The sequence below is a fragment of the Streptomyces sp. NPDC032822 genome (assembly GCF_055578825.1).
Map to the genome: position 1 here is coordinate 99,360 of NZ_JBVIOL010000015.1, position 25,541 is coordinate 124,900.

A 25,541-nucleotide genomic window follows, 5' to 3' on the forward strand; every position below is an offset into this window, starting at 1 on the left:
GGGCGCCTATGCCCTGCGAGCGCGGGTCTCCGCCTGTTACGGCGCCACCTCCTTCACGCTCGACACCGGCGCGGGCAGCACCACGGTCTCGGTGGCACGAACCTCAAGCTGGGGCGCATACACCACGGGTCCAGGGCACGGCCACGGTGTCCGCCGCGGGCAGCCGAACAGTGGCGATCAAACCGGCCAACGCATCGACCTGGCAGGCCATGAACCTGCAGTGGGCCGACCTGAAGCTGTCCCACTGACCTCGCGCTGCGTCCAGGTGAACGTTCGTCGTCCCTCATAGGGAAGCGCCCTGGACGACTGGGACAGCAACGACCGAGCTCTGCGCAGTCCGACGCTGCCCGGCTCGGTGCGGTCGGCAACGCATCGGCGGGTGACGTCCGGCAGTTGGCGGGATCTGATGGCCGCGATGAAGAACAAACGCGCCATGCCCAAGCCGGTGACCACGATGCTGCCAGCCCGCTCGCTTCTTGTAGAAAGACTGACGGGCTGCTTGCTGACGCCCTACCTGCTTGCGTGAATCAGCCATCCTCTTGGCGTGAACCTGTCGACGAGGTTGACGGGTGTGCCGACGCGCCTACGTTCGATTCCATCGGCGTGATCCACTCAGATCTCCGCAGGTGTGCCCCGGTGCCGGGCCGATCGTGGCTCGACCAGGAACGGGCCGGGAGGGAGTTGACAATGACTGGAACCCATCCAGAGCGGGCCGGTGGCCGGGACCCGGCAATCATCGCGGTACTTGGTGCGTTCGTCCTCAACGGTGCGCTGCTCGGCTCGTGGGCCCCTCGGGTGCCGGCGCTGGCCGCGCAGATCGGTGCGGAGGAGGGTGCGCTGGGACTGTCCCTGCTGGGTGCCAGCGTCGGTATGATCGCCGCTTCGCTTCTTGCCGGTCGGTTGTGCGCGGCGTTCGGCGCTCGCGTCGTGATGACGGTGTCCGGCGTTGCGGGGTCCGCGATGCTTCCGGCGCTGGGACTGGCGAGGTCGCCCGCCACGCTCGGCCTGTTCCTGATCGTTCTCGGCGCGATGGTCGGCGTGATGGACGTGGCGATGAACGTGTCCGGCGTGACAGCAACCCGGCGGACCGGCCGGGCGATCATGCCGCTGTTCCACGCGGCCTTCAGTTTCGGCACGCTGGCCGGTTCGGTCGGCGCTGCGGTCGCCGCCGGACAAGGCTTGGCGCCGAGCCGACATTTTGTCATCGTCGCCGTGATCTGCGGCGGCGTCACCATCGGCATCGCACGCTGGATTCCCGTCGAGGAACTCCTCAAGGTGCCCTCAAAGAGCGGGCGCACCGAGCGGGCACCGTTCAGGCGACCGGCGCTGTGGCTGCTCGGCGGCGTGGCCCTGTGCGCCTCGATCGCCGAAGGAGCGACCGCCGACTGGTCGGCACTGTTCGGTGTGCAGGAGCGCGGTCTCAGCGAGGCCACCGGTGCCCTGATCTACGCGTGCTTCTCGGTCACCATGGCGTGCACCCGCTTGTGCGGTGAGGCGATCCAGCGTCGCTGGGGCGCACCACGGATGCTCATCGGGGGTGCGGTCATCGGCGGGCTGGGGCTGGCCACGGCGGTCATCGTGCCGTCGTCGGCGTTCGCCTTCGCCGGCTTCGCCGTCGCTGGTGTCGGTTTGGCATACGCGTCCCCCGTCGTCATGGAGTTGAGCGGCGCGGCCGGGCGACGGGCTGACGGGGGTGGTGGCGAGCGCGAAGTCGCGTTCGCCACCACCATCGCCTACAGCGGGTTCTTGCTCGGGCCTCCGATGGTGGGCGGCATCGCCCAGCTGACCAGCCTGCCCGTCGCGCTCGGCGCTGTCGCGGTACTCGTGTTGCTGATCGGCCCGATGACGCTGGCCGCGGGCACCTTCCGGCGCCGGGAGTTGTCATCGGCCAAGGAGCCAGCGGCCAACCCCGCCCAGGGCACGGCGGTCCGGCGTACAACAGGCTGAACCGGCCGCCGCGGTCGTGGGTGTGAGGGTTCATCGTGGCGTTTCTTCGTGCATGCCCCCGGCTTTAGCCGGGGGAGGAAACGAAGCTTCTGCGGAGCAGGGCAGGAAAAGCGGGTCCGCCCCCGGGGGCGGACCCGCGTTGGCCGGTTACCGGCCACCGGCCAACACCCGTTGCCTGTATCGAAGCTGATAGCTTGTGAGGTATGGCGCGGCAGGTCAAGCGGGCGTTCAAGTACCGCTTCTACCCCACCGACGGTCAGGCGGCTGAGCTGTCGCGGACGTTCGGCTGTGTCCGCCTCGTCTACAACAAGGCGCTGGAGGAACGCACCCGCGCCTGGCACACCGAGCAGCGCCGGATCTCTTACGCGCAGTCTTCTGCCGCGCTCACGCAGTGGAAGAAGAGCGAGGAATTCGCCTTCCTTACCGAGGTGTCCTCGGTCCCGCTCCAGCAGGCGTTGCGGCACTTGCAGACGGCGTTCGCCAGCTTTTTCGCCAAGCGGGCGAAGTATCCGCGCTTCAAGAGCCGGAAGAAGTCTGGTGCGTCGGCCGAATACACCCGCTCCGCCTTCACCTGGCGTAACGGATGTCTGACGCTGGCGAAGATGCCGGGATCGCTGGACATCCGCTGGTCGCGTCCACTGCCCGGGGGAACACAGCCGTCCACGGTGACCGTCTCCCGTGATGCGGCGGGGCGCTGGTTCGTGTCCCTGCTGTGCGAGGACCACATCACCCCGGCCCCCGCCACCACAGCGGCAGTGGGCCTGGATGCCGGAATCACCTCCCTGGTGACCTTGTCCACGGGCGAGAAGATCACCAACCCGAAGCATGAGCGGCATGACCGCAAGCGCCTGGCCCGCGCGCAGCGGGAGCTCTCCCGTAAAGCCAAAGGCTCGGCGAACCGGGAGAAAGCCCGGCGTCGTGTCGCCAGGATCCATGCGCGGATCACTGACCGGCGCCGTGATTTCCTGCACCAGCTGTCGACTCGTCTTGTCCGTGAGAACCAAACGGTCGTGATCGAGGACCTCTCCGTCCGCAACCTGCTCAAGAACCACAGCCTGGCCCGCGCCATCTCCGACGCCTCCTGGAGAGAACTGCGCTCCCTGCTGGAATACAAGTGCGCCTGGTACGGACGCCAACTCGTCGTGATCGACCGCTGGTTCCCCAGCTCGAAGCTGTGCGGGGTCTGCGGCAGGGTTGCGGCGAAGATGGCGCTGGACGTCCGTACCTGGACGTGTGAGTGCGGTGCTGTGCATGACCGTGATGTGAATGCGGCACGCAACATCCTGGCCGTCGGCCTGACGGCGTCTGTCTGTGGAGCCGGCGTAAGACCTCAACGGAGCATTCCGGGCGGGCAGTCGGCGATGAAGCAGAAACCCCTACAGCGCGAGCCGTAGGAACTGCCCCTCCTTCAGGAAGGGGAGGAAGTCAACAAGGTGTGGCGTCACACCGTTCGCAGGGCGGCTGGAGCCCCACGCGCAGCCGGCGCAGGACTGGGGTTCCCTCTGGTCGGCCTGGTCCGTGTTACGGCGTGGGCGGCGGCTGCGGGGAGCGGAGTACGAGCAGGGTGATCTCGCTGGGGGCGAAGACGCGGAACGGCGGGCCCCAGAAACCGGTGCCGCGGCTGGTGTAGAGGAGAGTGCGGGTGCCGTGGCGGCTGAGACCGGCGACGGCGGGCTGGTCGAGGCGGACGAGGTGGTGGAAGGGCCAGATCTGGCCGCCGTGGGTGTGGCCGGAGAGTTGGAGGTCGACGCCGCCTGCTGCTGCCCGGTCGACGAACTTGGGCTGGTGGGCCAGGAGCAGGATGGGGTGGTCGGGGTCGGCGCCGTGCAGGGCTCCGGCGAGGTGGGCACGGTGGCCGGCCAGGCCGGAGGACTCGGCCGTGACGTCATCCACGCCGGCGACCACGAGGGTGTCGCCACCGCGTTCGAGCAGCAGATGACGGTTGCGCAGCGGCTCCCAGCCCAGCTCGTCCATCAGGTCGACCCAGCCCTGGGCCTCGCTGTAGTACTCGTGGTTTCCGGTGACGTAGACCCGGGCCCGGGTGGCTCGCACGGTGCCGAGCGGAGCGGCCTGGGCGCGGCGGAGTTCGGCCGTGCCGTCCGCGATGTCGCCGGTGTGGCAGACCAGGTCGGCCTCCAGGGTGTTGACCTTCGCGCAGACCCGCGCCGACCAGCGGGCGCGGTCGAGCGGGCCGTAGTGCGTGTCGGTGATGAGAACGACGCGGGTGCCGTCCAATCCGGCTCTCAGGCGCGGAAGTTGCACGTCGAGGTGGCGCACCCGTGGTACCCGGCGGGCCTCGGCGTACCCCCAGGTGAGCAGCGCGCCAGCTGCGCCGAGGACCGCCCAGGTGACGATCCTGGCCCGGTCCTGGCCGTCGCCGACGCCGGTCACGGTCAGAGCGAGGCGCAGCAGGACGCCGAGCAGGACGGACCAGGTGAACAGTACCCAGCTGGTCCCAAGGAGAGTGTCTCCGACGATCGCCGCCCAGTCCTGCTGCCGCCGGCCGTGGCCGCGCATCATCGCGAGCGGCATGGCGATCAGACCGAGTACGAACAGAGCTGTGCCGCCTATCGCCACGGGCAGCGGCCAGTGCTGGCCGGCGTGCAGCAGCACCCAGCAGGGCACGGTCCACAGCAGGACGGGGGCGACCAGGGGGAGATAGCGCATCAGCCGGTGCAGTCGGCTCTGCCGAGTCTCGTGCGCTGCGCTGTCGTCGGATCGGGTCTCGCTGGTGTGGGTCACGCTTCCCCTCCTTGGCAACCAGGCTGCCGTCGCGCGCACTGTAGCCGGTCGTCTTCTGCAGGAAGGGGGAGCCTACCTACGCCGCGCCATGCTTCCGTTGCGCGGGAGGCGTAGCGGCCGGTGTGCGCGTGGTGTTGCACGATCCAGGCTCACCTGGCCGGGACTGAGGCTTCTTGGGGCGAGCGCAACAAGATCCGGCCCGCCGGAACGGTCACGACGACGTCACCACGCACAACAAGGTCATCGCCGTGTCCGTCGCCAACTACGTCGGACACGACCGCGACGTCAGCTTCGTGCTGTTCCACCACGAGAAGATGACGGGCTTCCGGTCGGACTGGGGTGGGCTGAGAAGATCGCCGCGAGATTTGATTCCATCGAGACCCGCGAAGGAGAGGGATGTCGAGGAGACTGCCCATAGACCGGGCCCAGGAGCGACTTCGATATGAGCTGAGTCCTGGGCAACAGCCCTTCGCTGAGCTGGACGTGGACGAGGTGTGGCTCAGGTTCGTTCGCTTCGGCTCGCAACGCTTCGACACAGCGGGCACACCGGACGCCGATGGTCTTCTCTTCCAGTACGGGACCCACTCCTTCGAGGGCCCGCGCGTCTTCACGCTGGACCTTGCCCGGCAGTTCGAGGTCAACGACTCTTGCGGCGAGCATGATCATTACATCCAGCTCCACTGCGAACTTCGGTACGAACCCGTCCTCCGACTCCGCACACTGGGGTACTTCGAGTCCTGGTTCTTCCACGACACGGACGACGAACTCGAACGCTGGGCCGATGACCTGGGCCTCCTTGAATTCTGGGCGATCCTCCGCAACTTCCATCCCACGGAAATCAGGGTTTACCAAGAACAGGCGTGATCAAAGCCGCGAAACTGTCTGTCCAGTGATGCTCCGCGAACGCTCCCCAAGATCCGTGCCAGAAGCCAGGACTCACCGATAGAGCCAGGCGGGGGAGACGCCGGCGACGTGGCCGCGTTCCGGCTTGGCCTAGGTCCTGTCTGATAATTGATCTTGTGGTGGGTCGTGGTGAGCTGACGGATGCGGCGTGGGAGCGGATAGCGCTGCTGTTGCCGGGTGTTGACGGGCGGGGTCGTCCGTGGCGGGATCACCGGCAGGTGATCAACGGGGTGTTGTGGCGGTTGCGGACGGGTGCTCCGTGGCGTGACCTGCCGGAACGCTTCGGGCCGTGGCAGACGGTCTATGAGCGGTTCGCCCGGTGGGAGGCGGACGGGACCTGGGCCCGCCTGCTCGAGGAGGTCCAGGTCCGCGACGACTCGGTCGGGGCGGTGGAGTGGACCGTGTCGGTCGACTCCACGATCAACCGTGCGCACCAGCACGCCGCCGGCGCCCGCAAAAAGGGGCGGCGTCGGGGGACGAACTGGAAGATCCGGAACGCGCAGCGGATCGTCAGGCGCTCGGCCGGTCCCGCGGCGGGCTGACCACCAAGGTCCACCTCGCCTGTGACGGCCGGGGCCTGCCCCTGGCCGTCCTCGTCACGCCGGGCAACGTCAACGACTCCACCGTCTTCGACGCGGTCCTGGACGCGGTGAGAGTGCCCCGGGCCGGCGTCGGCCGGCCGCGCCGCAGGCCCGACGCGGTCATCGCCGACAAAGCGTATTCGTCACGGGCGATCCGCCAGACGCTGCGGCGCCGGGGCATCCGAGCCGTCATCCCCGAACGGGCGGACCAGAAGGCCAACCGGATGCGGCGCGGACGGGCCGGAGGCAGACCGCCGGCCTTCGACCGCGACCTCTACAAGGCCCGCAACGTCGTCGAACGCTGCTTCAACCGCCTCAAGCAATTCCGCGCGATCGCCACCCGCTTCGACAAACTCGCCGACCGCTACAAGGCCGGCATCCACCTCGCGGCACTCATCCTCTGGCTCCGCGAACCCACCCAAGATCATTTGTCAGACAGAACCTAGTACTCGACGCTGACGTCGGCCAGTGTGGCGACCTCGCTCCTGCGCAGTCCGGGCACGCGGCGCCGGCTGCCGGCCGGCAGCCCTGCCCGCTCCGGGGTGATCCTGGCTCTCCGCCAGGTGAGGAACTCGCGGACTTCATCACGGGTGTCCACACCCAGACCGTACGCCGCCCGCCTGCCCTGAGAGATGTACTGCCAGTACACCCCTCATCAGTAACTGTTTGCCCACGCGATGTACCGGTTACCTGGACAGCGTGGCACTCAGCCCCTTCGACCGTCTGACGCGGTTGCCCCCCTTGCCCAAGGAGAAGCCCCCACGCTGATCCGGGCACGGTGGGCGCCCGGATCAGCGCGCCCCAGCCGTGCCAGGCAGGCCGCCACCACCGGTCCCGACGGACGGTGGGGCCGTATGAGAAATCCGGTCCAAAGGCCCGGACACACATCAACACGACGAAGATCAAAGATCGAGGACAACATGAGCGATCCGTCTGTCCGCCCCGCAGAGGCGAGCGGTACCTTCTCCATCGGCGGCGACCTGCCGGTACACCGGCTCGGCTACGGCGCCATGCAGCTCACCGGCAAAGGCGTGTGGGGTGAGCCCGACAACCGCGACGAGGCGATCAGGGTGCTGCGCCGGGCCGTCGAGCTCGGCGTCACCTTCATCGACACCGCCGACGCGTACGGGCCGCATGTCAACGAGACGCTGATCGCCGAGGCGCTCCACCCGTACGCCGACGACCTGCTGATCGCGACGAAGGGCGCCAACACCCGGCCCGGGCCCGACCAGTGGGTGCCCGATGGCCGCCCGGAGTACCTGCGGCAGTGTGTGGAGGGGAGCCTGCAGCGTCTGAAGCTGGAGCGCATCGACCTCTACCAGCTGCACAGGGTCGACCCGAATGTGCCGCTGGCCGAGCAGGTCGGCGCGCTCGCGCAGCTGCGGGATCAGGGCAAGATCCGGCACGTCGGCCTGTCCGAAGTGACGGTCGAGCAGCTGGTGGAGGCGCAGCAGTACGTCCCGATCGTGTCGGTGCAGAACCTCTTCAACCTGGCCGAGCGCGGCTCCGAGGCGGTGCTTGAGCACTGCGAGCGCGAGGGCATCGCGTTCATCCCGTGGTTCCCGCTGGCGACCGGGAAGCTGGCGCAGCCGGGCAGCATCCTCGCGGAGGCCGCCGTCCGCCACGAGGCCACTCCCGCACAGTTGGCGCTCGCCTGGCTCCTGCACCGTTCCCCGGTGATCCTGCCGATCCCCGGCACCTCCAGGGTCGCCCACCTGGAGGACAACGTCGCCGCGGCAGCCATCTCGCTGACCGACGACGAGGTCGCGCAGCTGAGCGCCCTCGGCTGACCGTGAAAGGGGCGTCCCGCAAGCGCCGAAGCAGCGGGGCGCCCCGTTCAGGCGGCGACGGCGACGCTCCGCTCAGCGGCACTGTCTGTACCGGCCGCGCCCGCCTACGGAACGGCCCGGGATCATCACGAACAAAGCCACCAGCGGATCATCCTCGTCCATGCCGCCTTCGGTACCGATGTGCCGGTCGTCGGCGGCAACCAGGGCACGGCCGACGCCCTCGGCTCAGTTTCACCCGTATCAAGGTCACCGTCTGCGCGATCGCCGGACTTCTGCCGGCACTCGGCGACATCTTGCTGGTAGCCCTGGTCGGCGGCCGAGCCCCTCGTCGGCACCGGGTACCAGCCCACCTCCTTCGCCGCCGCCGTCCGGGGAGGCGCTAGCCTCTTCGACGGCAAGAACATCACCGGCCCGGGCATCGCAGCCGTCGTCGTCACCGGAATCCTCAAAGAGCCGCGCCATCGCCTGTCGCCACCCCCGCGGCACCACCGTCGAGGAACTCGTCGCCCCGGTCACCGGCGCCAACAGGGCCGAACTGTGACCGGCGGGCGATCCGATACCCGTACGCGCGCAAGGAGTTCTGTGAGCATCCCGTCCTCCACCTCCGCCAAGCCCGTGGTGGTCCTGCGCCCCGCCCCACAGCGCACGGACCGCATCTTCACCCCCGCCGCCCTGGAACTGCTCCGCGACCGCTTCGCCGTGGTGGACCTGGAGAAGGATCCCTCCGAGGAAGCATTTGAGGAGGTTCTGCCCGACGCCTTCGCGATCGTCGGTCAGCCCGACATGCCAACCGGACGGCTCGCTCGCGCGGTCAGGTTGCGGGCTCTGCTGAACGTCGAAGGCAACTTCTTGCCCAACGTCGACTACCCGACCTGCTTCGAACGCGGCATCCACGTCCTGGGCTGCGGACCCGCCTACGCCCAGGCCGTCGCCGAGTACTCCCTCGGACTCGCCCTCGACCTCGCCCGGGGCATCAGCCGCGAGGACCGTGCCTTCCGCGCCGGACAGGAGCGGTACGTCTCTGACGGCAACGCCGACGCCGTCCTGCTGCAAGGCTCCGCCGTGGGACTGGTCGGCTTCGGCAACCTCGGCCGCAGCCTCAACCGGCTCCTCGCCCCCTTCCGGCCCACCATCCGCGTATACGACCCCTGGCTGCCCCCCGGCGTCCTGCACGAACACGGCGTGCTGCCCGCCTCGCTGGACGAGACCCTGTCCCACAGCCGCTTCGTGTTCGTGCTGGCCACCGTCACGGACGACAGCCGCCACCTGATCGGGGAACGCGAACTCGACCTGCTGCCCGACGGCGCCCGCCTCATCCTGGTCAGCCGCGCCCCCGTCGTCGACTACCCGGCGCTCCTTGCCCACGTCGCGCGCGGACGCCTGCTCGCGGGCATCGACGTATGGCCGGACGAACCGGTCGCCGCCGACGACCCGGCCCGCACTCTCGACGGGCTCGTGCTGTCCGCCCACCGCGCGGGCGGCATCCCGCAAGCCTTCCAGTCCATCGGCGACATGGTCCTCGACGACCTGACCCTCCTCGCCCAGGGGCTTCCACCTGCCCGTATGCAGAGCGCCGCCCGTGAACTGGTCGGCCGCTACCGTAACCGTCCCGTGACTTGAAGAGACCACCCATGACCGAACAGCCCCACCCGCTCACCGTGCTCGACATCCCCTGCCAGGGCCTGCTCTTCGACAACGACGGTGTCCTGGTCGACTCCGACCACGGTGTCGACCAGGCCTGGAGCCAATGGGCACGCGACCGCGGCCTGCCGCCGGAACAGGTGACCGCCATGGTGCACGGCCGCCGTTCGGCCGACACCGTCGCGCTCCTGGTGCCCGACCCGAAGGAGCGGCCGGCCGCACTCGCCTCGATCGACCGCCTGGAGGTCCAGGCCGCGGCCGCCACCACAGCGCTCCCCGGCGCCCTCGACTTCCTCGCCGGCCTGCCGCGCGAGCGGTGGGCGGTGGTGACCTCCGGAGTCACCGCCTTGGCCCGGGCCCGCCTAGCAGCGGCGGGACTGCCCACCCCGCCCGTGCTCATCACCGCAGACGACGTCAGCCACGGCAAACCGGCCCCCGACGGCTACCGCAGAGCGGCCAGGAAGCTGGGCTTCGCCCCCGCGCGGACCGTTGTCTTCGAGGACAGCACCGCAGGAGCGAAGGCCGGAGCCGCAGCGGGCGCAACCGTCATCGGAGTCGGCCAGCGCGCACTGGCCACCGCCGCCACCATCGTCGTCCGCGACCTGCGCGGCCTGACCTGGCACGACGGCGTACTCCAGCTCGCCGCCGCCGACCTGCTGCGGTCCTGACCACGCCCTGCGCATCCGACCCGCGCGCCGGCCTGCGGCCGGTGTCCCCGACACACAGAGGACTTCAGATACCGAGCCACGCACCATGCTCCGGGATCATCGGCACGGGATGGGTGGGGGAGGTGCACGCCAGACCTGAGGCGCCATGGCCGCCTACGCGACATGGACGCGGACGTGTGGGCGAAGCATTGACGGGGATGTCCGCGTCCTGAGTGGCAAGGCCGTCATAGCTTCAGACCACCTCACCCCCGGTCGCCGGGGGCACTGCGGCCGCTGCGAGACCCGGCCGCGCCGGAGGGACGAGGGCGACGGGTCTGCAGCCCCGACCGGAGAGGCGTCGTCAGGGGCTGCCCTGGCGTGAGGTCTTCGCGCTGCACGCCCACACCAGCAGTGCTGTGGGTGTGCAGTTCCCGGGCCGTATCTATGGCCGTCAGGCGGCGACTTTCCCGAACAGGTGGTTGGCAGGAGCGTCCGGGTTGTTGCCGTAGAAGAACTCCGTGAGCGCCTGGTGGAATTCGGCGCGGTCCAGCGCGCCGGAGCCGTCCCGGTCCAAAGCGGCGAAGACCGCGGCGCAGTCCTCGCCGGGAACGCCGGCGACTGAGTCGAACATCTGCTGGAACTCCGCCTGGTCGATCTTGCCGTCTGCGTTGAGATCGACGAGGTCGAAGAAGCAGTTGGTGACCGGCTCGATCTGCTCCGGGTACAGGGCGGGGTCGGTCAGGACCCGCCTGAACCCTTCGGTCATCTCCCGCAGATCGACCTTCCCGTCACCGTCCTGATCCATCGGGGCGATCACGTTCGTCCAGAAGCCGTCCATCCCCTCGGTGAGCAGGTGGGCGGTCGCGGAGTCCGGAGTGGTGCCGCGGGCGGTGATGTAGCGCTCGCTCATCATGCGGACGTCCCGCTGGGTGATGAACCCGTCGCCGTCGACGTCGGCGCCTCTGAACCACTGGGCGTACTTGAGGTTTTGAAGTGCAGTCACGAATACGCACAGTATTCATACGGTTACGAAAGTGCAAACGTGCATGTGGAGAGCCTCTCGGCGGCCAGAGACAGCCTGCTGCATTGTGACGATCGAGGGCACGGAAACCGGCCCGAGAAGGCCGGAAGCTTTCGTGTCAGTGTTCGAGATCGGGTGGCGTATAGGCGAGCACCTCAGGAGGGGGATCGCCGTACAGTTCGACGTCGACCAGCGCGCTGAGGGCGCTCGGCCCTTGGGACAGGCGTGAGCACGGTCGATCTGCCGTAAGGACGTTCGGATTACCGTGGCGGTCCAGGGTTCCGTTCAGGCCCGGCTGGACCGGATCCCACCACGCTCCGGTGGACAGTTGTACGACGCCCTGCATGACGTCGTCCGAAATCACTGCGCCCGCGAGGCAGCTACCTCGGTCGTTGTAGACGCGTACGATCACGCCGTTCTCGATGCCACGGGATGCGGCGTCCGACGGATTGAGTGTCACGGGCTCACGGCCACGAATCTTGGAACTGAGGCTGTGGCCGCCGTTGTCGTACTGGCTGTGCAGGCGCGAGGCGGGCTGATTCGAAATCAAATGGAGCGGGAATCGGTCCGACAGATCGGCGTGTAGCCACTCCACCGGTTCGAACCACGTCGGATGTCCGGCGCAGTCGTCGTAGCCGAACGAGTCGATCTCCTCGGAGAAGATCTCGATGCGGCCCGATGGGGTCGGCAGGGGGAAACGCTGCGGATCTGAGCGGAGCGCCTCGAAGCTGCCGGGAAACGGCCCGGCCAGCGCCGGCAGCTCGGCGGTGGAGCTTTGCCAGAAGTCGTCGAAACTCGGCAAGGCGGCATCGTCGCCGAGATTGGCCCTCGTCTGCTCGTAAAGGTGTCGGACCCAGTCGATCTCGGAGCGCGACTCTGTGAACTCCTGCTCGTATCCGAGCCGGGAAGCCAAGGCGGTGAAGATGTGGTGGTCAGTGCGCGACTCGCCCTCCGGTTCGCGGACTCTCGGCATCGCGACGAGGTGGGGGTCCGAGAATCCGGCGGCGAAGTCGTCGCGTTCCAAGCTGGTGGCGACAGGAAGGACGATGTCCGCGAACTTGGCCGTGGTGTTCCACCAGGCTTCGTGAACCACCACCGTGTCAGGGGTCTGCCAGGCGCGGGACAACCGATGCAGGTCCTGGTGGTGGTGGAACGGGTTCCCTCCGCACCAGTAGACCAGGCGCAGCTCAGGCAAGGTGAGGCGCCGGCCGTCGTAGTCGATGGTCCTCCCTGGATGCAGCAGGGTGTCGGCGATCCTTGCGACCGGGATGAAATCCGGAACGGGGTTGGACACCGTGGGAATCGTCGCCACCGAGGGGCGGCCTGGGGCGACGCCGGTCGCGTCCATCGTCGCGTAACCTGCGCCCCAGCCACAGCCGGGGCGGCCCATCGAGCCCGCCATGGCGGCCAGTACGACGGACATCCAGATCGGCTGTTCGCCGTGGTCTGCCCGTTGTACCGCGTAGTTGACCATGATGAGGGAGCGCTGGGTGGTGAGGCGGCGGGCGAGATCGGTGATCGCGTCGCGGCTGATGCCTGTGATCCTGGCTGCCCAGGCAGCGTCCTTGGGGACGCCATCGTGCTCGCCGAGCAGGTAGGAGGCGAAGCGGTCGAATCCGGCGCAGCACCGGCGAAGGAAGTCCTCGTCGTGCCACCCGTTGACCAGCATGGTGTGGGCGATGCCGAGCATCGCGGCGGTGTCGGTGTTGGGGACGACGGGCAGCCACTGGGCGTCGAGGAAGCCGGCGACGTCGCTGCGGATGGGACTGACGTTGACGAACCGCACTCCGGCCTCATGGCACTGGCGCTGCAGGTTCTGCGTCTGGTGTCTGGCCAGCCCACCGGGATTGATCTGACTGTTCTTGAGGGCGAGCCCGCCGAACGCCACCACCAGTTCGCAGTTCTCTGCGATCTTGTCCCACATCGGCATCCGGGACTGGTAGCTCCACGGATGCCCGCCGATCACGTGGGGGAGGATGACCTCCAAAGCTGCGGTGCTGTACGTGTTGCGCGAGTCGGTGTATCCCCCGCCCAACGCGAGGAACCGGTGGAGTTGACCCTGCGCGTTGTGGAACGCGCCCGCACTCGCCCAGCCGTAGGATCCGCCGAAGACCGCGCTGTCTCCGTGCTGTGAACGCACTCGACGGAGTTCGTCACTCACCAGTGAGATCGCCTCGTCCCAGCTCACCTCCACGAAGGCGTCCGCGCCTCTGGCGGTGTCGTGGGTCCGCGGCAGGCCGTTCAGCCAGCCCTTGCGCACCGCGGGGCGCAGTACGCGAGCGTTGTCGTCGGCGGCTGTCACCATTCCGGGGCCGATAGGCGACGGCGCGGGGTCATCCTCCTGCGGCTCGATACGCACCAACCGACCGGAATCGACCACCGCGACAAAACTGCCCCAGTGCGTTGCAACCGACATGCGTCGTTCCACCGCGCTCAACTCCATCCCTGAAGTTCCGCTGCTCTCGGACAGCGTTGCTCACGTCACAGGGGCTCCACTTCAGTTGACGCTCCGCGGGACAGAGGCTTCCCTCGCGGTCTGCTGCCCAACCCCGGCGGTGCGCTTCGGCGGCGCCTTCTCCGGCGTGGGCATGCCGTCGGGCTCCTGGAATCCCGTCGCGGCGGTCTGCGGATACGCCTTCGCCGACGACGTACCCAACGAACGTGCCGACCGGTTCCCCTCCTTCGCCTCGGGCCTGAACTCCCAGGCCGGGTGGTCCTGCTGCGTCCCGCTGCTGAGAGTCCTGCCCGGACACGCCTGACGGCCCGGCGATGCTCTAGCCAGTAGGACCCGGTCAGGTTGCTCTGGGTCTTGGGCTCGGGCTCGTGGTGGCTGTTCTGGGCAGGGGGCGGTGGCGGGTGGTGCCCATCCGCGAGGACCTGGGTGCGTTGTTCAGCGTCCGTGCGACCGCGGCTGCCTTCTGCTCCGAGGCGTCGGTGTCGTGCTTGCTGGCGTACATCAGCTCCAGCAGCTCGGCGTGGTCGATGGCGAAGCCGAGGTGGGCCCAGGCGAGAGTGGTCAGCCGGAGTTCAAGGGGGTAGTGCGGGGTCGTAGGCGCCGTCCAGGGCCTGGCCCAGTCGCTACCGCGAGAATCAACGCCTAAGGTCACGCTGCGCAACATCCAAACGCAGCCGTCGCGAAGCGTTGTCCGACTGAGTTCGAAGACGCAGTTTGCCTGAGAGGCCTTCTCACCTCTGCCCTAAAGTTCCGTTTCGAAGTCTGGTCGTGCACTCCGCGATTCGTCAACCATGTGACCGGGGAAGGCTTCGCATGACAGTTGACCCCAACAAATACGGCGACCACACGGCTGCGTGCGGAATTCGGAAAACGTTCGGTGGCCGACGATGCGAGTGGTGACACCGCGGGCAATGCGAACGTCTCGGCAGGGCGGCCGTGCGCTCTTTTCCCCCTGAACATGATGTCTCACACATGGCTAAGAAAGGTGGGCTTGGCATGACCGAAGAACGGTTCCACACACCGGTGGACGACTGCATGTCACACAATTCAGATCGCTCTGCACCACTTTCTCTCTCTGCGCTCATGGAACATCCCGCGTTAGGCCCCTTAGATCGGCTGCCGGCCCGGTATCGCGGTCCGCGAAAGGTGACCGGAGATGGATGGGTGGGATTCGCGACCCGGCTGGAGCGCGGCGAGGAGATCGCTCTTATCCGCAGCCTCACGGCCGGCAATCAGCGCGTGCTCGACGTCGGCGGTGGCAGTGGGGAGATGGCGCGCGCGGTCGCCGCGCAGATCGGGCACTGTACGGCCGTCGAGCCGCACGCCCAACTGGTGGAGACGATCCGTGACGGAGCCGCCACCGGCGCGGTGAACGTCTTCGCCGGATCGGCTGAGTCGCTTCCCTTTCCCGACGCCTCGTTCGATGCCGTCTACTGCGCATGGGTGCTTCCATACGTCCAGGACATCAGGCACGCCGTCACGGAAATGATTCGGGTCTGCGATCCCAGCGAGCCGGAATCGAAGATTGTGCTGTTCGCCGGCGGTTCCGGGAACGAGCTTCTGACACTCCTCAACGAGGTCTGCATACCGGTCGCTGAGGAGCCGTACGACCATCACGGCTATCTGCTGGCCACGGCAGCCCAGGTGCTCGCCGAGCACGGTTTCACCGACTTCTCCCTTCAGCGCACTGAGGCGTCGATTCGTTTCGACGAGACGGGGAGAGCGGATCGGGTCGCGAGGGCGGCATCCGTGCTGACCGAGTTCTGGTACGGGCCGCACGCGAAGGCCGAGGAGATCAGAAACGCCCTGGCGCCGGCCCTGGCACGCCACTTTGCCGTCCGACCACACGGAATCGGTGATCAGGCGACGGTCCTGGTCGCCCGCCCGGGGCACTGATCCCCGACGGCTCAGCCGGGTTGGCATCGAGGCGCCGACCGCCGCCGGACTCTGGCCCAGCGGCAGACGTGCCTTCTCCAAGGTCTGATTCTTCCGATTGCGAGGACTGGGGTGCTGGACATGTGGGCACCGCATGGTGAGAGCGTGGGCAGGACAGAGTTACTCAGAAGACTGAGGGAGCGACGTCACAACAGCAGGCATACGGGGCTGACCTGTCATGTGGTGACGGGCGAGCCGAAAGTGGGACGGACCCTCCTGCTCACTCTGTTGTGCAGTCCGACACCGTCCCACGCTGGTCCTTCGGTCATGATCGCGTGCTCCCGGCACGCGAACCGGCTGTTCGATGAACTCGTGGACGGGCTGCTCCGGCTGGCCACCGACCGCCGCCAAGCCGAGGTCGAACGCGCCGCCTCACGATTGCGTGCCGACGTCAGCCCCGAGAGGGCACGCAATCGGAAAGCGGCAGACGACGGTGTACCGGCCTCCTTCCAGGACCTGGTGGAAGCGTTGACCCGCAGTGACCCCCTGGTGGTCGCGCTGGACGATGTCGACCAGGCGACCCCCGCCTCACTCGTCCGGCTGCGGTTGGCCTTGCGGGACATCGCGCACTTGCCGGTGGTGCTCGTCGCCTCGACCCGGAGTGGCGAACCGGCCGTCGCGCCGGCCGAACTCGCGGATCTACTGCCGGGCGCCAGCACCGCTACCCTCCTCGGCTTGTCAGAGCAGGAGACCGGGGCACTGCTGTCCGAGCGGCTGCGCCGCCGGGACGACACCAACTTCGTCACGACGTGTCACAGAATCACGCTCGGCAATCCGTTCCTCGTCAACGCGGTATGCGACTGGATCCGGGTACAGAACAACCCGGTGCGCACTTCGGCCGAGCTGCGGAAAGCCGTGCTCCCATCCGTGGTCGAAGTGATGACCGGTTCGGCGAACCGCTTCGATCCGCGGGCCCGGTCGGTGGCCGAGGCAATCGCCGTAGCCACGGTCTCCGGAGAAGCGGATCCGGCGCTGGTGGCCAGCATCAGCGGGAACCGCCTCCAGGACACTCTCGCCACACTCGACTTCTTGGTGCGAACACGTCTCGCCACCGACAACCACGCCGTGGCGCTACGACACCCGTTATTAGGCACCTCGCTGCTCGGGTCCATGACCGTGATGGGCCGCAACGCGGCGCATCTGGCTGCGGCCGCCTTCGTCCACCGACGCCGCGATACCGAGCTCCGGGCGGCCCGGCACCTCACAGCGTCGACCGTGCCCCTGCACGCGCACTGGTCTGTGACCGCGTTGATCGAGGCCGCCCGGTCCACCAACGCCAACCCGCGGGACAGGGTGCGTTTCCTGGAACACGCCGCCCAGAGCGGGGTGGAGGGTACCTGGCCTCGCGTCGCACCCGAGCTCGCGCGCGCCCACATCACACTCGACCGAGAGGAAGGCCTGCACTCCGCGGTGGAGATGCTCGGTGGCATCACCGACGCAGCAATCTGTCGCCGTCTGCTCGCACTGATCGGCGCCACGCTGTACGAAGGCAATGGGCGCGACGACCAATCCGGCACTTTGGAGGCAGTGCGGTCCGCCGTCGCGGGAACGGAGTTTCACGACTGGCCGCAGGAGTTCCAGGCCTACGCCCGGTTCACGTCGCCGATGCCCATGGATGCCCGTCGCGCCGGGGGTGCCCCTACCTCCTCCGCCTCCGGCGACGTGTGCCTCCAGCCTGCTGCCACCGCGATCAGTGCCTTCTCCGCCCTTCTGTCAGGAAGGGCGCCGGCGTCCGCGCTCGCCGATGCGCGCAAAACTCTCGACTGCGACCTCGACGACCTTCTCCTGCAACCGCCGGCGTTACCCACCGCGTTATCCGTACTGGTCGACAGCGGACACCATGCGGAGGCGTCGGCTCGTCTGCGCCTGCTCGTCGAGGACACGGATCAACTGCCTCGCTGGGTGCGCGTCGCGGTGGAACTCGTTGAGGCCAGCGGGCACTACGCTGCGGGTGAGCTGGACGCGGCGCGGCACATGCTCACACATCAGCTCGCGGATCTGCCACTGCAAGGCGGCCAGGGCTACGGCCTGCTCCGGACGTGCATCGTCGGCCTGCTGGCCAACGTCCACTTGGACGCCGGTGACCCGGCCGCGGCGGCGGCCCTGCTGCGTCGTCACCACCACGAGGGCCCTCCCACTGAGTGGTACGAGCTCGACGCGCAGCTCGCTCGAGCGAGGCTGCGGGTGATGGCCGCAGACCTGACAGGGGGCCTTGAGAAGCTGTTGGAAATCGTCCGGCATCGTGAGACTACGGGGCACTCCGGGCCGGGGACGCTCTGTTGGCGGAACGAAGGTGCCCTTCTGCTGGCGAAAACAGGGGCCCAGGAGCAGGCGGTGCGCGAGGCGCAACGGCAGGCGGATTTCGCGGAGGGGACCGACTCCCCACAAGAACGCTCGCGGGCGTTACGAGTGCGGGGCGCTCTCTCCCAGGGGGACGCTGCGGTGAAGCGACTGACGATGGCGGCCGACCTACTCGACGGAGCTGGGAACGACCTCGAAATGGCACGGACAAGTGCCGAGTTGGGCACCGTGTTAGCGGGACTGGGTCGACACGACGAGGCTGTGGCCGCGCTGACCCACTCGGCGCGCCTGGCGGGTCAGCGCGGTGCGCGTGACCTCGCCGACCGGGTGCACCTTCAGCTGGTGGTCCTGGAATCACGCGCCCCGCACGACGTCTCCGTGCAGGGCATCCTCTCGCTGACCCCACGCGAACGGGAGATCCTGATCGACGCGGCGTCAGGTCAGGCCAACAACACGATCGCTGGACATCGGCGCATCACTCGACGCACGGTGGAGCTGCACCTGTCGAGTGCCTACCGCAAGCTCGGTATCTCGGGGCGGGGCGAGCTCGGCAAGATCCTCGGCAGCCCCGGGCGGTGGGAGATTCTGACCGCGGGACCCGACCGTAGGCACCACACTTCGGCGCGGCGCACCGAACGCTTCGGTGATGGCCCGTGATGTGCCGACATCACCTGCGCACGAGAATGTGACCACAAGACAACCGCCCAGGCCGGGTTGTCGGCTCGGCGCCGCATAACCCCATGTGGAGATGCTGATGGATGTACAGGATGCCTCACAAGACGACGCGGGTCGCGACCCCTTCACTGCAGTTGTGGTGTTGTCCGGCGGCATGGACTCCACCACGCTGCTTGCCCACTACGCGGCGCTGCAGTTCAAGCTCGTAGCCGTAACTGTGGATTACGGCCAACGACACCGGAAGGAGATCGACTCGGCCCGCACGATCGCCCGGCACTACGGTGCGGAGCACCATGTGCTGGAGGTGGCGGGATTCGGGACACTGCTGTCGGGCACCGCCTTGACCGACAATCAGGTAGCCGTGCCTGACGGGCATTTCGCTGAGGATGCCATGCGCGCCACGGTCGTTCCGAACCGGAACGCCGTGCTGGCGAACCTCGCGACATCGGTGGCTGTGGCCCGGCGGGCCGACATAGTGGCGCTCGGCATGCACGCCGGCGACCACTTCGTATACCCGGACTGCCGACCGGCCTTCGTCGACGCTCTGCGCCATCTGGTCGCCGTCGCCAACGAGGGGTTCACCACGCCGCGCGTCGAGGCTCCCTTCATGACATGGTCCAAGGCCGACATCGCCCGGCACGGCGTGCGGCTTGGCGCGCCGCTGGATCTGAGCTGGTCGTGCTACAAGGGTGGCGCCATCCACTGCGGGACGTGTGGAACCTGCTACGAGCGGCGTGAGGCCTTCCGAGAGGCTGACCTCCTTGACCCCACCGAGTACGTTGATGGCGTGACGCGGTTCGCGGCGCCCTGACCTCACCTGTGTGACGACTGTGCCGTCATCGGGGCGACGGCCGGGAGAGACCGGCCCGATCGAGAATGTCCGCTGTCTCGGCCGCCGTCGAGTGCCACAGACGCCCCAAGGGGTCGTCACCGTAGTCGACGAGCCACGGCTTGCGATCCGTCAGATAGTGCACTACCCAGGGTGATGCCTCAAGATCCCGCTGATACTCAGTCGGCACGTATCGATCTCCTGGGATGGAAGTCGAACCGAAGCTGCGGTTGAGAAAGCTTACCGGAATGACGTTCCATCGTGGATCGAGCATTTCAAACCGGCCGTCCAGAACGTAGTTGAGGGTGTCCTGGTCGTCGAGCGCCGGCCGCCATTCCGGATCGTGCATCAAGGCTGTGACATGCTGTGTCACAGATTGTTCGCGCCATCTCGCGACATCGACGGCCATGACCCCGGAGTTGAAGTAGGGGAACGTTCCCGCGCGCCGCCCGAACGGAAATCGCTGCGGACCGATATGGGGGGCAGAGAGCTCCGGACCGTAGGCGTCGCGAGCTGCCGCCAGCGGATAGTCTGCAGCGATCGGACGCAACAGCGGCTGGACACTGGCGCATGCGACGATATCGCAATCAAGGTAGATCAAGTGCGCCGCGTCGATCAGCTGTGGAGCCATCGCGCGCGCATATGCCATGGCGCTGAGGTGCGCTATCCGTATCTCAGGTACCGAGATCTCGACGTCAATGATCCGTACCTTGCAATTCTCTTGCCGGCCCACAGCCTCGACCATCGCCCGATCCGTTGGCGTGAGGGACGAGTCGCACAGACAGTAGACGTTCAGGGTTTCGGTAGACGACCAGGTGCGGATGACCGAGTACATCGCCACGCAGGCCGGCCATGCGTAGTTGGAGTCAAAACACAGGACCACACCATCAGCATCTGCGTTCATGGGATTCCTCTGCTTGGAACACGATCCCAGGACTGGGAACGCGCGAAACCGCCACCGATGGGAAGACGGTGGCGCTGCTCCGAGCGTATGCGCTGGATCAGGCCGTCATCGCCCCCTTCGTGGGCGTGCCGAAAATCTCTCGGTGACGACCGTGATGCGTTCGTTGGGCACCACATGGATCCTTGAAGTCAAGGAGGTTACCCATGGCTTTTAACATCTCGAAAGAGTTCCACTTCTCGGCGAGTCACCGACTCGACGGCCTCGACCACGACCATCAGTGCTCACGTCTCCACGGCCACAACTACGTAGTCGAACTGACGCTTTCGACTGGTACCGACGCCCTGAGCAACGTGGGGTTCGTGCGGGACTACGGCGATCTCAAGGAATTCTCCCGTTGGTTAGACGCCGAGATGGACCATCGGCATCTGAATGACGTGGTGCCATTCAATCCAACGGCTGAGAACCTGTGTCGCTGGATGTTCGAGCAATGGACGCTCCGCTACCCAGAGTTGAGCGCGGTACGCGTCTCGGAGACTGCCAAGACGTGGGCAGAATTCAGGCCATGAGCCAGCTCGGGACTGCGAGACGGAAGGAGGATGATCCCTTGGGTGCGCCGAAGCTCGTGGTCAGTGAGATATTCGGCCCCACCGTTCAGGGTGAAGGGCCCTCATTGGGACGCCGATGCGCTTTCGCTCGGTTGGGCGGGTGCAATCTCGCCTGTCGTTGGTGTGACACTCCCTACACCTGGGACTGGACCGGGAAGGGAGACTCCGGCGTCGCCTACGACCCCAAGAAGGAACTGCGGGCGATTCCCTATACGGAGGTTCGGGATCACCTGGTCGCCTACGATGTTCCGCTCGTCGTCGTGTCCGGCGGCGAACCGTTGAGCCAACAGGACAGGCTCTATCCGTTGATACGGGACCTCCGCGACTCTGGGCACGACGTCGAAATCGAGACCAACGGAACGATCGCGCCGGATCCCCGGATCGCGGAGCTGGTTCGGTTCAACGTGTCACCGAAGTTGGCCCACTCGGGGGATCCGAGAAGCAGACGCATAGTCAGAAACGCACTATCGGCGTTCGCTGCTGTGCCGGGTACCGCATTCAAGTTCGTCTGCCGTACCGAGCCCGATCTTGACGAGGTCGCGGCGCTGGTCAGTGAGTACGGTCTCGAATCGGTCTGGGTGATGCCGGAAGGACAGAACCAGGCCGCGCTCGACCAGTCCCTGGCCCGGCTGCGAGACCCCGCCATTGCCCGCGGCTGGAATATCACAACGAGACTGCATATCACGATGTGGGGAGATCGGAGAGGCGTATGACACTCACAAACCTACCTCAGGACTATCCCGTGCAGGATCCGTTGGAGGCCATAGCACGGCAACTCCTCATTGAGATCGGCGAAGACCCCGACCGCAGCGGCCTCCAGGACACCCCGGAGCGATTCGCTCGATGGTGGCGAGAATTCAGCACCTACGAAGCCGGTCGTGTCGAAACGCACTTCCCGTTGCGCACCGACGGGCAGACCGTCATGGTCTCCGACATCAACGTGTGGTCACTGTGCGAGCACCATCTGCTGCCCTTCTCGTGCGCGCTGTCCATCGCGTACAAGCCCGGGGAGCACGTTCTGGGGCTGTCCAAGTTCGCCCGCATCGCTCAGCGCCACGCGCATCGGCTCCAGGTTCAGGAACGGTTGGTACGCGACATCGCCGAGGAGATATCCAAGGTGACCGGGACAGACGATGTCGCTGTCATCGGCCGCGGCGAGCACCTGTGCATGAGCATGCGAGGCATCCGCACCTCTGCGCTCATGACCTGCTCGGTCTTCGAGGGGATTTTCCGCGACTATGGCCCGGCCCGCGACGAGCTGATCAAGTTTGCGTTCCCCAGCAGCTGATCGCCGTCCACCACAGGTCCACGCCCACCGCCGCCCTGGCCCCGCCATCCAACCCCTTCCCCCACGAGCGGACACATGAACATCGCCTTCGTCATGCTCACCTACCACTCCGACGAACCCGCAGGGATCGAACGCTCCATCGCCTCCCTCGCCGCGGGACTGCGCGAGATAGGCCACAGCACCCTCGTCATCGCCGCGAATTCGGCGGACAGCACCCCCGCCCCAGGAGTAGTGCGCCTGACATCGGTGACCTTCCCCCGCCCAGTCCCCTACGAAGAGATCCCCCTGCTGCTCGCCGACACCGCTGCCATCGGGGGGGAGGTTCGGCAGATCCTCGCGGACCACCAGACGGATCTCGTCTGCTGGTGCGACGCGGTGTCAGGTCTGGGTTTCCTCAGCCCTGCAGGGCCGGCGACACGCACCGTGCTCATGGTGCACTTCCCTCGAGCCGATCAGGCGATGCGCCAGAGTCTGGCGCACGAGCCCGACGCGGTCATCACCGTCAGCCCATTCATGATCGATGAGGCTGCCCGAACCGGAATCGACTCCCGTGCCTGGCACGCCCTACCCAACGCTCTCCTCGCGGAGGGCCGTGCACCGGACGCTGCCCGGCGAGAGGAACTCCGCCACACGGGACCCGTCCGGGTGGTGGCACGCGCGGATCCCCAGAAAGGCGTCGCCGACCTCTTGAGGTCGCTACCGCTGGGACTCGACCGCCCCGTCCAGGTGGTCCTGGCCAAAGCGGGATTCGAACTCCGACCGGCACTCCAGGACCAGTATGTGCGTGAGTGCACAGAGCTGGCAGACAGGCTGGACGCCGTAGAAATCCTCCCGCCCCTGCCTTGGGAAGGAGTCCAGCCCTTCTTCGCGGGTGCGGCCGTCGCTCTGGTGCCCTCGACCGGCCCCGAGAGCTTCAGCAACGTCGCCGCCGAGGCGCTCTCCGTGGGGACCCCGGTCGTCGGTTTCCACATGGGCCATCTGCCAGTACTGGTCGGATCCGCCGGATGCGCGGTCGAGTTCTCTGCGAGAGGAGACGAGCTCCCGGCGCTGCGGGGTCCCGCAGTGCATATCCCCTCGGTAGCCGGACGCATGAGCGCGCTGTGGTCGGCCACCACCGAGCTGCTCAGTGATGAGGCGGGCTACCACAGGGCATCCCGCCAGGCGCCGCTGCAGACAGCCTCCTATGCCCCGGCGAATGTAGCGAAGAGATTCCTCGCAGCCGTGGGGTTGTGACACGCCGAACGGCCGGAGTGCCAGGCAGCGTCATGCTGCTTCAGTGATCTCCCCGCAGCGGCCAGTTTCCTCGTCCGTGAATGGTCGTACCACCAGCAAAGAGGAGGGAAGACGATGACGAACATACTCATCGCCGGCGGCGCCGGTTTCATAGGATCGCATTTAACCGGGCGTTACCTGAGTGCGGGGCATCGCGTCGTGTGCCTAGACAACTTCGTCACCGGAAACCGCGCGAACCTGTCCGATCACATGTCGGACGACAGGCTGGAAGTGATAGAGCACGATGTGACGATACCGTTCACCGGACCTGAGGACATCGAGGTCATCATTCATCTGGCCTCTCCGGCAAGCCCCCTTGATTACCTGCGTCTGCCGATCGAGACACTGGGTGCCGGCTCGCTGAGCACTTTCCACCTGCTGGACGCCGCGGTCTCGGCGGGGGCCCGTTTCGTCATGGCCTCAACATCGGAGGTCTATGGCGATCCGGGCGTTCACCCCCAGCCCGAGTCCTACTGGGGCCACGTCAACCCAGTCGGGCCGCGGTCCGTCTACGACGAGGCAAAACGCTTCAGTGAAGCGCTGACGATGGCCTACCACCGTCACCGGAGTGCGGACGCGGGCATTGTGCGTATCTTCAACTGCTATGGGCCGAATATGCAGGGTGACGATGGTCGCGCGGTCCCGACGTTCATCAGGCAGGCGCTCGCCGGGGAGCCCTTGACGGTGGCGGGCGACGGCTCACAGACGCGCTCACTGTGCTACGTGGACGACATCGTGGAGGGCATCGTCCGCTTCACGGAGAGCGGTGGTGGCGGCCCGGTGAACCTGGGGAATCCTGAAGAGGTCAGCATGCTGGAACTGGCCGAAGAGATCATCGCCATCACGGGCTCCACGTCCTCCGTTCAGTTCGTCGAGCGACCGCGGGATGATCCCGAACGACGGCTCCCCGACATCACGTTGGCCAGGAACGAGTTGGGATGGGAGCCCAAAGTGACCCGGGCCGACGGACTCGCGAGGGTGATCGAGTGGTTCAGGAAGTAACCGGGACTTACTGACGATCCGGTGCGGTCGAAATACTGGACGAAGGTCTACCGAACGACCGCGACCTCCGGCTGCTGGTTCTGGACGGCCGGCATCTCCAGCACGGGGCACGCCGGTTTCCGGGCGCCTTCCCGCCGTGGCCGCATCCGACGTGGCACCGCGCCCGGCCCTCTGTACGGCTATCGGCTCGCGCAAGGTGAACCGTTCCGCACTCTGAAGTTCCCCCCGAGGCTGCTATGTCGCGTCAAGCCGCTTGAGCGACACGATCAGCGACTTCAGCTTCTTGATCGCGTGGCTTCGTAGGTGAGACAACCGACTCCAGTTGTAGGTCTCTTCTGACTCCACGTGAGCGGTTCACAGCCCCGTTCTGTTGGTGAGATTTGACTCCACCTAAGGGTTGTCCCGTAAACGATCTCCGTGTCCTTCTCGACCAATAACCCTGTGCGCTGGTGGGGATGTGCGGCAGACTGGGCAGCAGACAAGGTCGAGTGGGAGGGCGCATAGAACACATCAGGGAGTCGACGACGGCTTGCAGTCCGTCGGTGCTGGACGCGCTTGGTGCTGCCGGGTGGACACCAGGTCGCAGGATCGACATTGCGGACTGGACACGGCGACTGACGGAATACGGGTTCGACCTCAACGACGTGGCGACAGTGGTCTGGGCCGAGTTCGGCAAGCTGACGATCATGAGCTCCCCGACCCGCGAGCCCGGTTCGGAACTGTACGTGGAGCCCGTTGACGCCTGCATCGACGCCGCCGAGGAAGCGACCACGCTGAGACTTCACTACGGAGAGAACTACAGCCCTCTGGGCATGTGGTCGTGCCAGTTCCCTGCGTACATCTCAGCCAGCGGTCGCGTCATCGCCGTGGGGCCGAACTGCTTCTGGCCTCTGGGTTCTAACTTCATGGAGGCGTTGGCCTACGTGGTGGACGGCGATGGGGGCGGCAGTCGTGCGGAGCAGGCGGACTGGCTCGACAACTGCCAGTACTAGAGGTGAGACGA

At 66.9% G+C, this 25,541-nt stretch carries 22 protein-coding genes and 1 pseudogene; 17 read left to right on the forward strand and 6 right to left on the reverse strand.

What is annotated here, in order from left to right; genetic code table 11:
* The first annotated feature begins 687 nt into the window (after positions 1–687).
* Positions 688–1,947, forward strand: coding sequence for an MFS transporter (locus tag ACZ5VD_RS33270; protein ID WP_468553306.1), 1,260 nt, complete (start codon positions 688–690; stop codon positions 1,945–1,947).
* 203 nt (positions 1,948–2,150) lie between these two features.
* On the forward strand, positions 2,151–3,341 hold the full coding sequence (locus tag ACZ5VD_RS33275; RefSeq protein WP_468684330.1) for an RNA-guided endonuclease InsQ/TnpB family protein: 1,191 nt from the start codon (positions 2,151–2,153) through the stop codon (positions 3,339–3,341).
* 127 nt (positions 3,342–3,468) lie between these two features.
* Here the strand turns inward: ACZ5VD_RS33275 and ACZ5VD_RS33280 are convergent, their stop codons facing one another.
* Entirely contained in the window at positions 3,469–4,689 is a 1,221-nt protein-coding gene (locus ACZ5VD_RS33280) for a metallophosphoesterase (protein WP_468553304.1), read from the reverse strand.
* A 396-nt stretch (positions 4,690–5,085) separates the two neighbouring features.
* Between ACZ5VD_RS33280 and ACZ5VD_RS33285 the strand changes: the two genes are divergently transcribed.
* Together ACZ5VD_RS33285 and ACZ5VD_RS33290 are read left to right on the forward strand one after the other, a co-directional pair.
* On the forward strand, positions 5,086–5,553 hold the full coding sequence (locus ACZ5VD_RS33285; protein WP_468553303.1) for a hypothetical protein: 468 nt from the start codon (positions 5,086–5,088) through the stop codon (positions 5,551–5,553).
* Between the two features lie 158 nt (positions 5,554–5,711).
* Positions 5,712–6,619 (forward strand): IS5 family transposase gene (locus ACZ5VD_RS33290; protein ID WP_468684403.1). Its coding sequence is split into 2 segments (ribosomal slippage): positions 5,712–6,057 and positions 6,057–6,619, totalling 909 coding nucleotides; the frame shifts between segments, so codons are not numbered across the junction.
* On the opposite strand, the pseudogene ACZ5VD_RS33295 reads toward ACZ5VD_RS33290, so the two are convergent.
* Positions 6,619–6,771, reverse strand: a pseudogene (locus tag ACZ5VD_RS33295) (transcriptional regulator); the annotation flags it as partial. The gene ACZ5VD_RS33290 and the pseudogene ACZ5VD_RS33295 sit on opposite strands and share 1 nt — an antisense overlap.
* 322 nt (positions 6,772–7,093) lie before the next feature.
* Between ACZ5VD_RS33295 and ACZ5VD_RS33300 the strand changes: the two are divergent.
* The 3 genes from ACZ5VD_RS33300 to ACZ5VD_RS33310 all read left to right on the forward strand — a co-directional run bounded on the left by ACZ5VD_RS33300 (position 7,094) and on the right by ACZ5VD_RS33310 (position 10,272).
* Positions 7,094–7,963, forward strand: coding sequence for an aldo/keto reductase (locus ACZ5VD_RS33300; protein WP_468553302.1), 870 nt, complete (start codon positions 7,094–7,096; stop codon positions 7,961–7,963).
* A 582-nt stretch (positions 7,964–8,545) separates the two neighbouring features.
* Positions 8,546–9,583: a hydroxyacid dehydrogenase gene (locus tag ACZ5VD_RS33305; RefSeq protein ID WP_468684331.1), complete on the forward strand. Its 1,038-nt coding sequence runs from the start codon at positions 8,546–8,548 to the stop codon at positions 9,581–9,583.
* Between the two features lie 11 nt (positions 9,584–9,594).
* Complete coding sequence (locus tag ACZ5VD_RS33310; protein ID WP_468684332.1) at positions 9,595–10,272, forward strand: HAD-IA family hydrolase; 678 nt, start codon at positions 9,595–9,597, stop codon at positions 10,270–10,272.
* Positions 10,273–10,702: 430 nt separating this feature from the next.
* On the opposite strand, the gene ACZ5VD_RS33315 is transcribed toward ACZ5VD_RS33310, so the two are convergent.
* Together ACZ5VD_RS33315 and ACZ5VD_RS33320 are read right to left on the reverse strand one after the other, a co-directional pair.
* A complete protein-coding gene (locus tag ACZ5VD_RS33315; protein ID WP_468553299.1) occupies positions 10,703–11,254 on the reverse strand; it encodes an EF-hand domain-containing protein in 552 nt (183 codons plus the stop codon).
* Between the two features lie 136 nt (positions 11,255–11,390).
* Positions 11,391–13,700, reverse strand: coding sequence for a molybdopterin-dependent oxidoreductase (locus ACZ5VD_RS33320; RefSeq protein ID WP_468553298.1), 2,310 nt, complete (start codon positions 13,698–13,700; stop codon positions 11,391–11,393).
* A gap of 73 nt (positions 13,701–13,773) precedes the next feature.
* On the opposite strand from ACZ5VD_RS33320, the gene ACZ5VD_RS33325 reads away from it, so the two are divergent.
* Positions 13,774–14,031: a hypothetical protein gene (locus ACZ5VD_RS33325; RefSeq protein WP_468684334.1), complete on the forward strand. Its 258-nt coding sequence runs from the start codon at positions 13,774–13,776 to the stop codon at positions 14,029–14,031.
* A 33-nt stretch (positions 14,032–14,064) separates the two neighbouring features.
* On the opposite strand, the gene ACZ5VD_RS33330 is transcribed toward ACZ5VD_RS33325, so the two are convergent.
* A complete protein-coding gene (locus ACZ5VD_RS33330) occupies positions 14,065–14,379 on the reverse strand; it encodes a hypothetical protein (protein ID WP_468553296.1) in 315 nt (104 codons plus the stop codon).
* A gap of 512 nt (positions 14,380–14,891) precedes the next feature.
* Between ACZ5VD_RS33330 and ACZ5VD_RS33335 the strand changes: the two genes are divergently transcribed.
* From ACZ5VD_RS33335 to queC, 3 genes are all read left to right on the forward strand, one after another.
* The gene (locus ACZ5VD_RS33335) at positions 14,892–15,623 is read left to right on the forward strand and encodes a class I SAM-dependent methyltransferase (protein ID WP_468553295.1); all 732 of its coding nucleotides are present in this window, start codon (positions 14,892–14,894) and stop codon (positions 15,621–15,623) included.
* A 120-nt stretch (positions 15,624–15,743) separates the two neighbouring features.
* A complete protein-coding gene (locus ACZ5VD_RS33340) occupies positions 15,744–18,620 on the forward strand; it encodes a LuxR C-terminal-related transcriptional regulator (RefSeq protein WP_468553326.1) in 2,877 nt (958 codons plus the stop codon).
* Positions 18,621–18,717: 97 nt separating this feature from the next.
* The gene (gene queC / locus ACZ5VD_RS33345) at positions 18,718–19,449 is read left to right on the forward strand and encodes a 7-cyano-7-deazaguanine synthase QueC (RefSeq protein ID WP_468684335.1); all 732 of its coding nucleotides are present in this window, start codon (positions 18,718–18,720) and stop codon (positions 19,447–19,449) included.
* A gap of 25 nt (positions 19,450–19,474) precedes the next feature.
* Here the strand turns inward: queC and ACZ5VD_RS33350 are convergent, their stop codons facing one another.
* Positions 19,475–20,371 (reverse strand): glycosyltransferase family 8 protein, encoded by an 897-nt coding sequence (locus ACZ5VD_RS33350; protein ID WP_468553293.1) that lies wholly within the window; start codon positions 20,369–20,371, stop codon positions 19,475–19,477.
* A 203-nt stretch (positions 20,372–20,574) separates the two neighbouring features.
* On the opposite strand from ACZ5VD_RS33350, the gene queD reads away from it, so the two are divergent.
* From queD to ACZ5VD_RS33380, 6 genes are all read left to right on the forward strand, one after another.
* Entirely contained in the window at positions 20,575–20,937 is a 363-nt protein-coding gene (gene queD / locus ACZ5VD_RS33355) for a 6-carboxytetrahydropterin synthase QueD (protein ID WP_468553292.1), read from the forward strand.
* Positions 20,934–21,689 carry a 7-carboxy-7-deazaguanine synthase QueE gene (locus ACZ5VD_RS33360; RefSeq protein WP_468553291.1) on the forward strand — a complete coding sequence of 252 codons (756 nt, stop codon included), beginning with the start codon at positions 20,934–20,936 and terminating at the stop codon, positions 21,687–21,689. Before queD ends, ACZ5VD_RS33360 begins: the two co-directional genes overlap by 4 nt.
* Positions 21,690–21,718: 29 nt before the next feature.
* Positions 21,719–22,264: a GTP cyclohydrolase I gene (gene folE, locus ACZ5VD_RS33365; RefSeq protein ID WP_468553290.1), complete on the forward strand. Its 546-nt coding sequence runs from the start codon at positions 21,719–21,721 to the stop codon at positions 22,262–22,264.
* Positions 22,265–22,339: 75 nt separating this feature from the next.
* Positions 22,340–23,497: a glycosyltransferase family 4 protein gene (locus tag ACZ5VD_RS33370; RefSeq protein WP_468684337.1), complete on the forward strand. Its 1,158-nt coding sequence runs from the start codon at positions 22,340–22,342 to the stop codon at positions 23,495–23,497.
* A 114-nt stretch (positions 23,498–23,611) separates the two neighbouring features.
* Positions 23,612–24,538, forward strand: a complete 927-nt coding sequence (locus ACZ5VD_RS33375; protein ID WP_468684339.1) for a UDP-glucuronic acid decarboxylase family protein — start codon at positions 23,612–23,614, stop codon at positions 24,536–24,538.
* A 542-nt stretch (positions 24,539–25,080) separates the two neighbouring features.
* A complete protein-coding gene (locus ACZ5VD_RS33380) occupies positions 25,081–25,530 on the forward strand; it encodes an SUKH-3 domain-containing protein (RefSeq protein WP_468684341.1) in 450 nt (149 codons plus the stop codon).
* The last annotated feature ends 11 nt before the right edge of the window (positions 25,531–25,541 follow it).

Coding starts and splice junctions, on each gene's coding strand:
- ACZ5VD_RS33340 (WP_468553326.1), top strand. CDS start 15,744: ATGTGGGCACCGCATGGTGAGAGCGTGGGCAGGACAGAGTTACTCAGA.
- ACZ5VD_RS33350 (WP_468553293.1), bottom strand. CDS start 20,371: ATGAACGCAGATGCTGATGGTGTGGTCCTGTGTTTTGACTCCAACTAC.
- ACZ5VD_RS33285 (WP_468553303.1), top strand. CDS start 5,086: ATGTCGAGGAGACTGCCCATAGACCGGGCCCAGGAGCGACTTCGATAT.
- ACZ5VD_RS33270 (WP_468553306.1), top strand. CDS start 688: ATGACTGGAACCCATCCAGAGCGGGCCGGTGGCCGGGACCCGGCAATC.
- ACZ5VD_RS33300 (WP_468553302.1), top strand. CDS start 7,094: ATGAGCGATCCGTCTGTCCGCCCCGCAGAGGCGAGCGGTACCTTCTCC.
- queD (WP_468553292.1), top strand. CDS start 20,575: ATGGCTTTTAACATCTCGAAAGAGTTCCACTTCTCGGCGAGTCACCGA.
- queC (WP_468684335.1), top strand. CDS start 18,718: ATGGATGTACAGGATGCCTCACAAGACGACGCGGGTCGCGACCCCTTC.
- ACZ5VD_RS33360 (WP_468553291.1), top strand. CDS start 20,934: ATGAGCCAGCTCGGGACTGCGAGACGGAAGGAGGATGATCCCTTGGGT.
- ACZ5VD_RS33370 (WP_468684337.1), top strand. CDS start 22,340: ATGAACATCGCCTTCGTCATGCTCACCTACCACTCCGACGAACCCGCA.
- ACZ5VD_RS33310 (WP_468684332.1), top strand. CDS start 9,595: ATGACCGAACAGCCCCACCCGCTCACCGTGCTCGACATCCCCTGCCAG.
- ACZ5VD_RS33275 (WP_468684330.1), top strand. CDS start 2,151: ATGGCGCGGCAGGTCAAGCGGGCGTTCAAGTACCGCTTCTACCCCACC.
- ACZ5VD_RS33375 (WP_468684339.1), top strand. CDS start 23,612: ATGACGAACATACTCATCGCCGGCGGCGCCGGTTTCATAGGATCGCAT.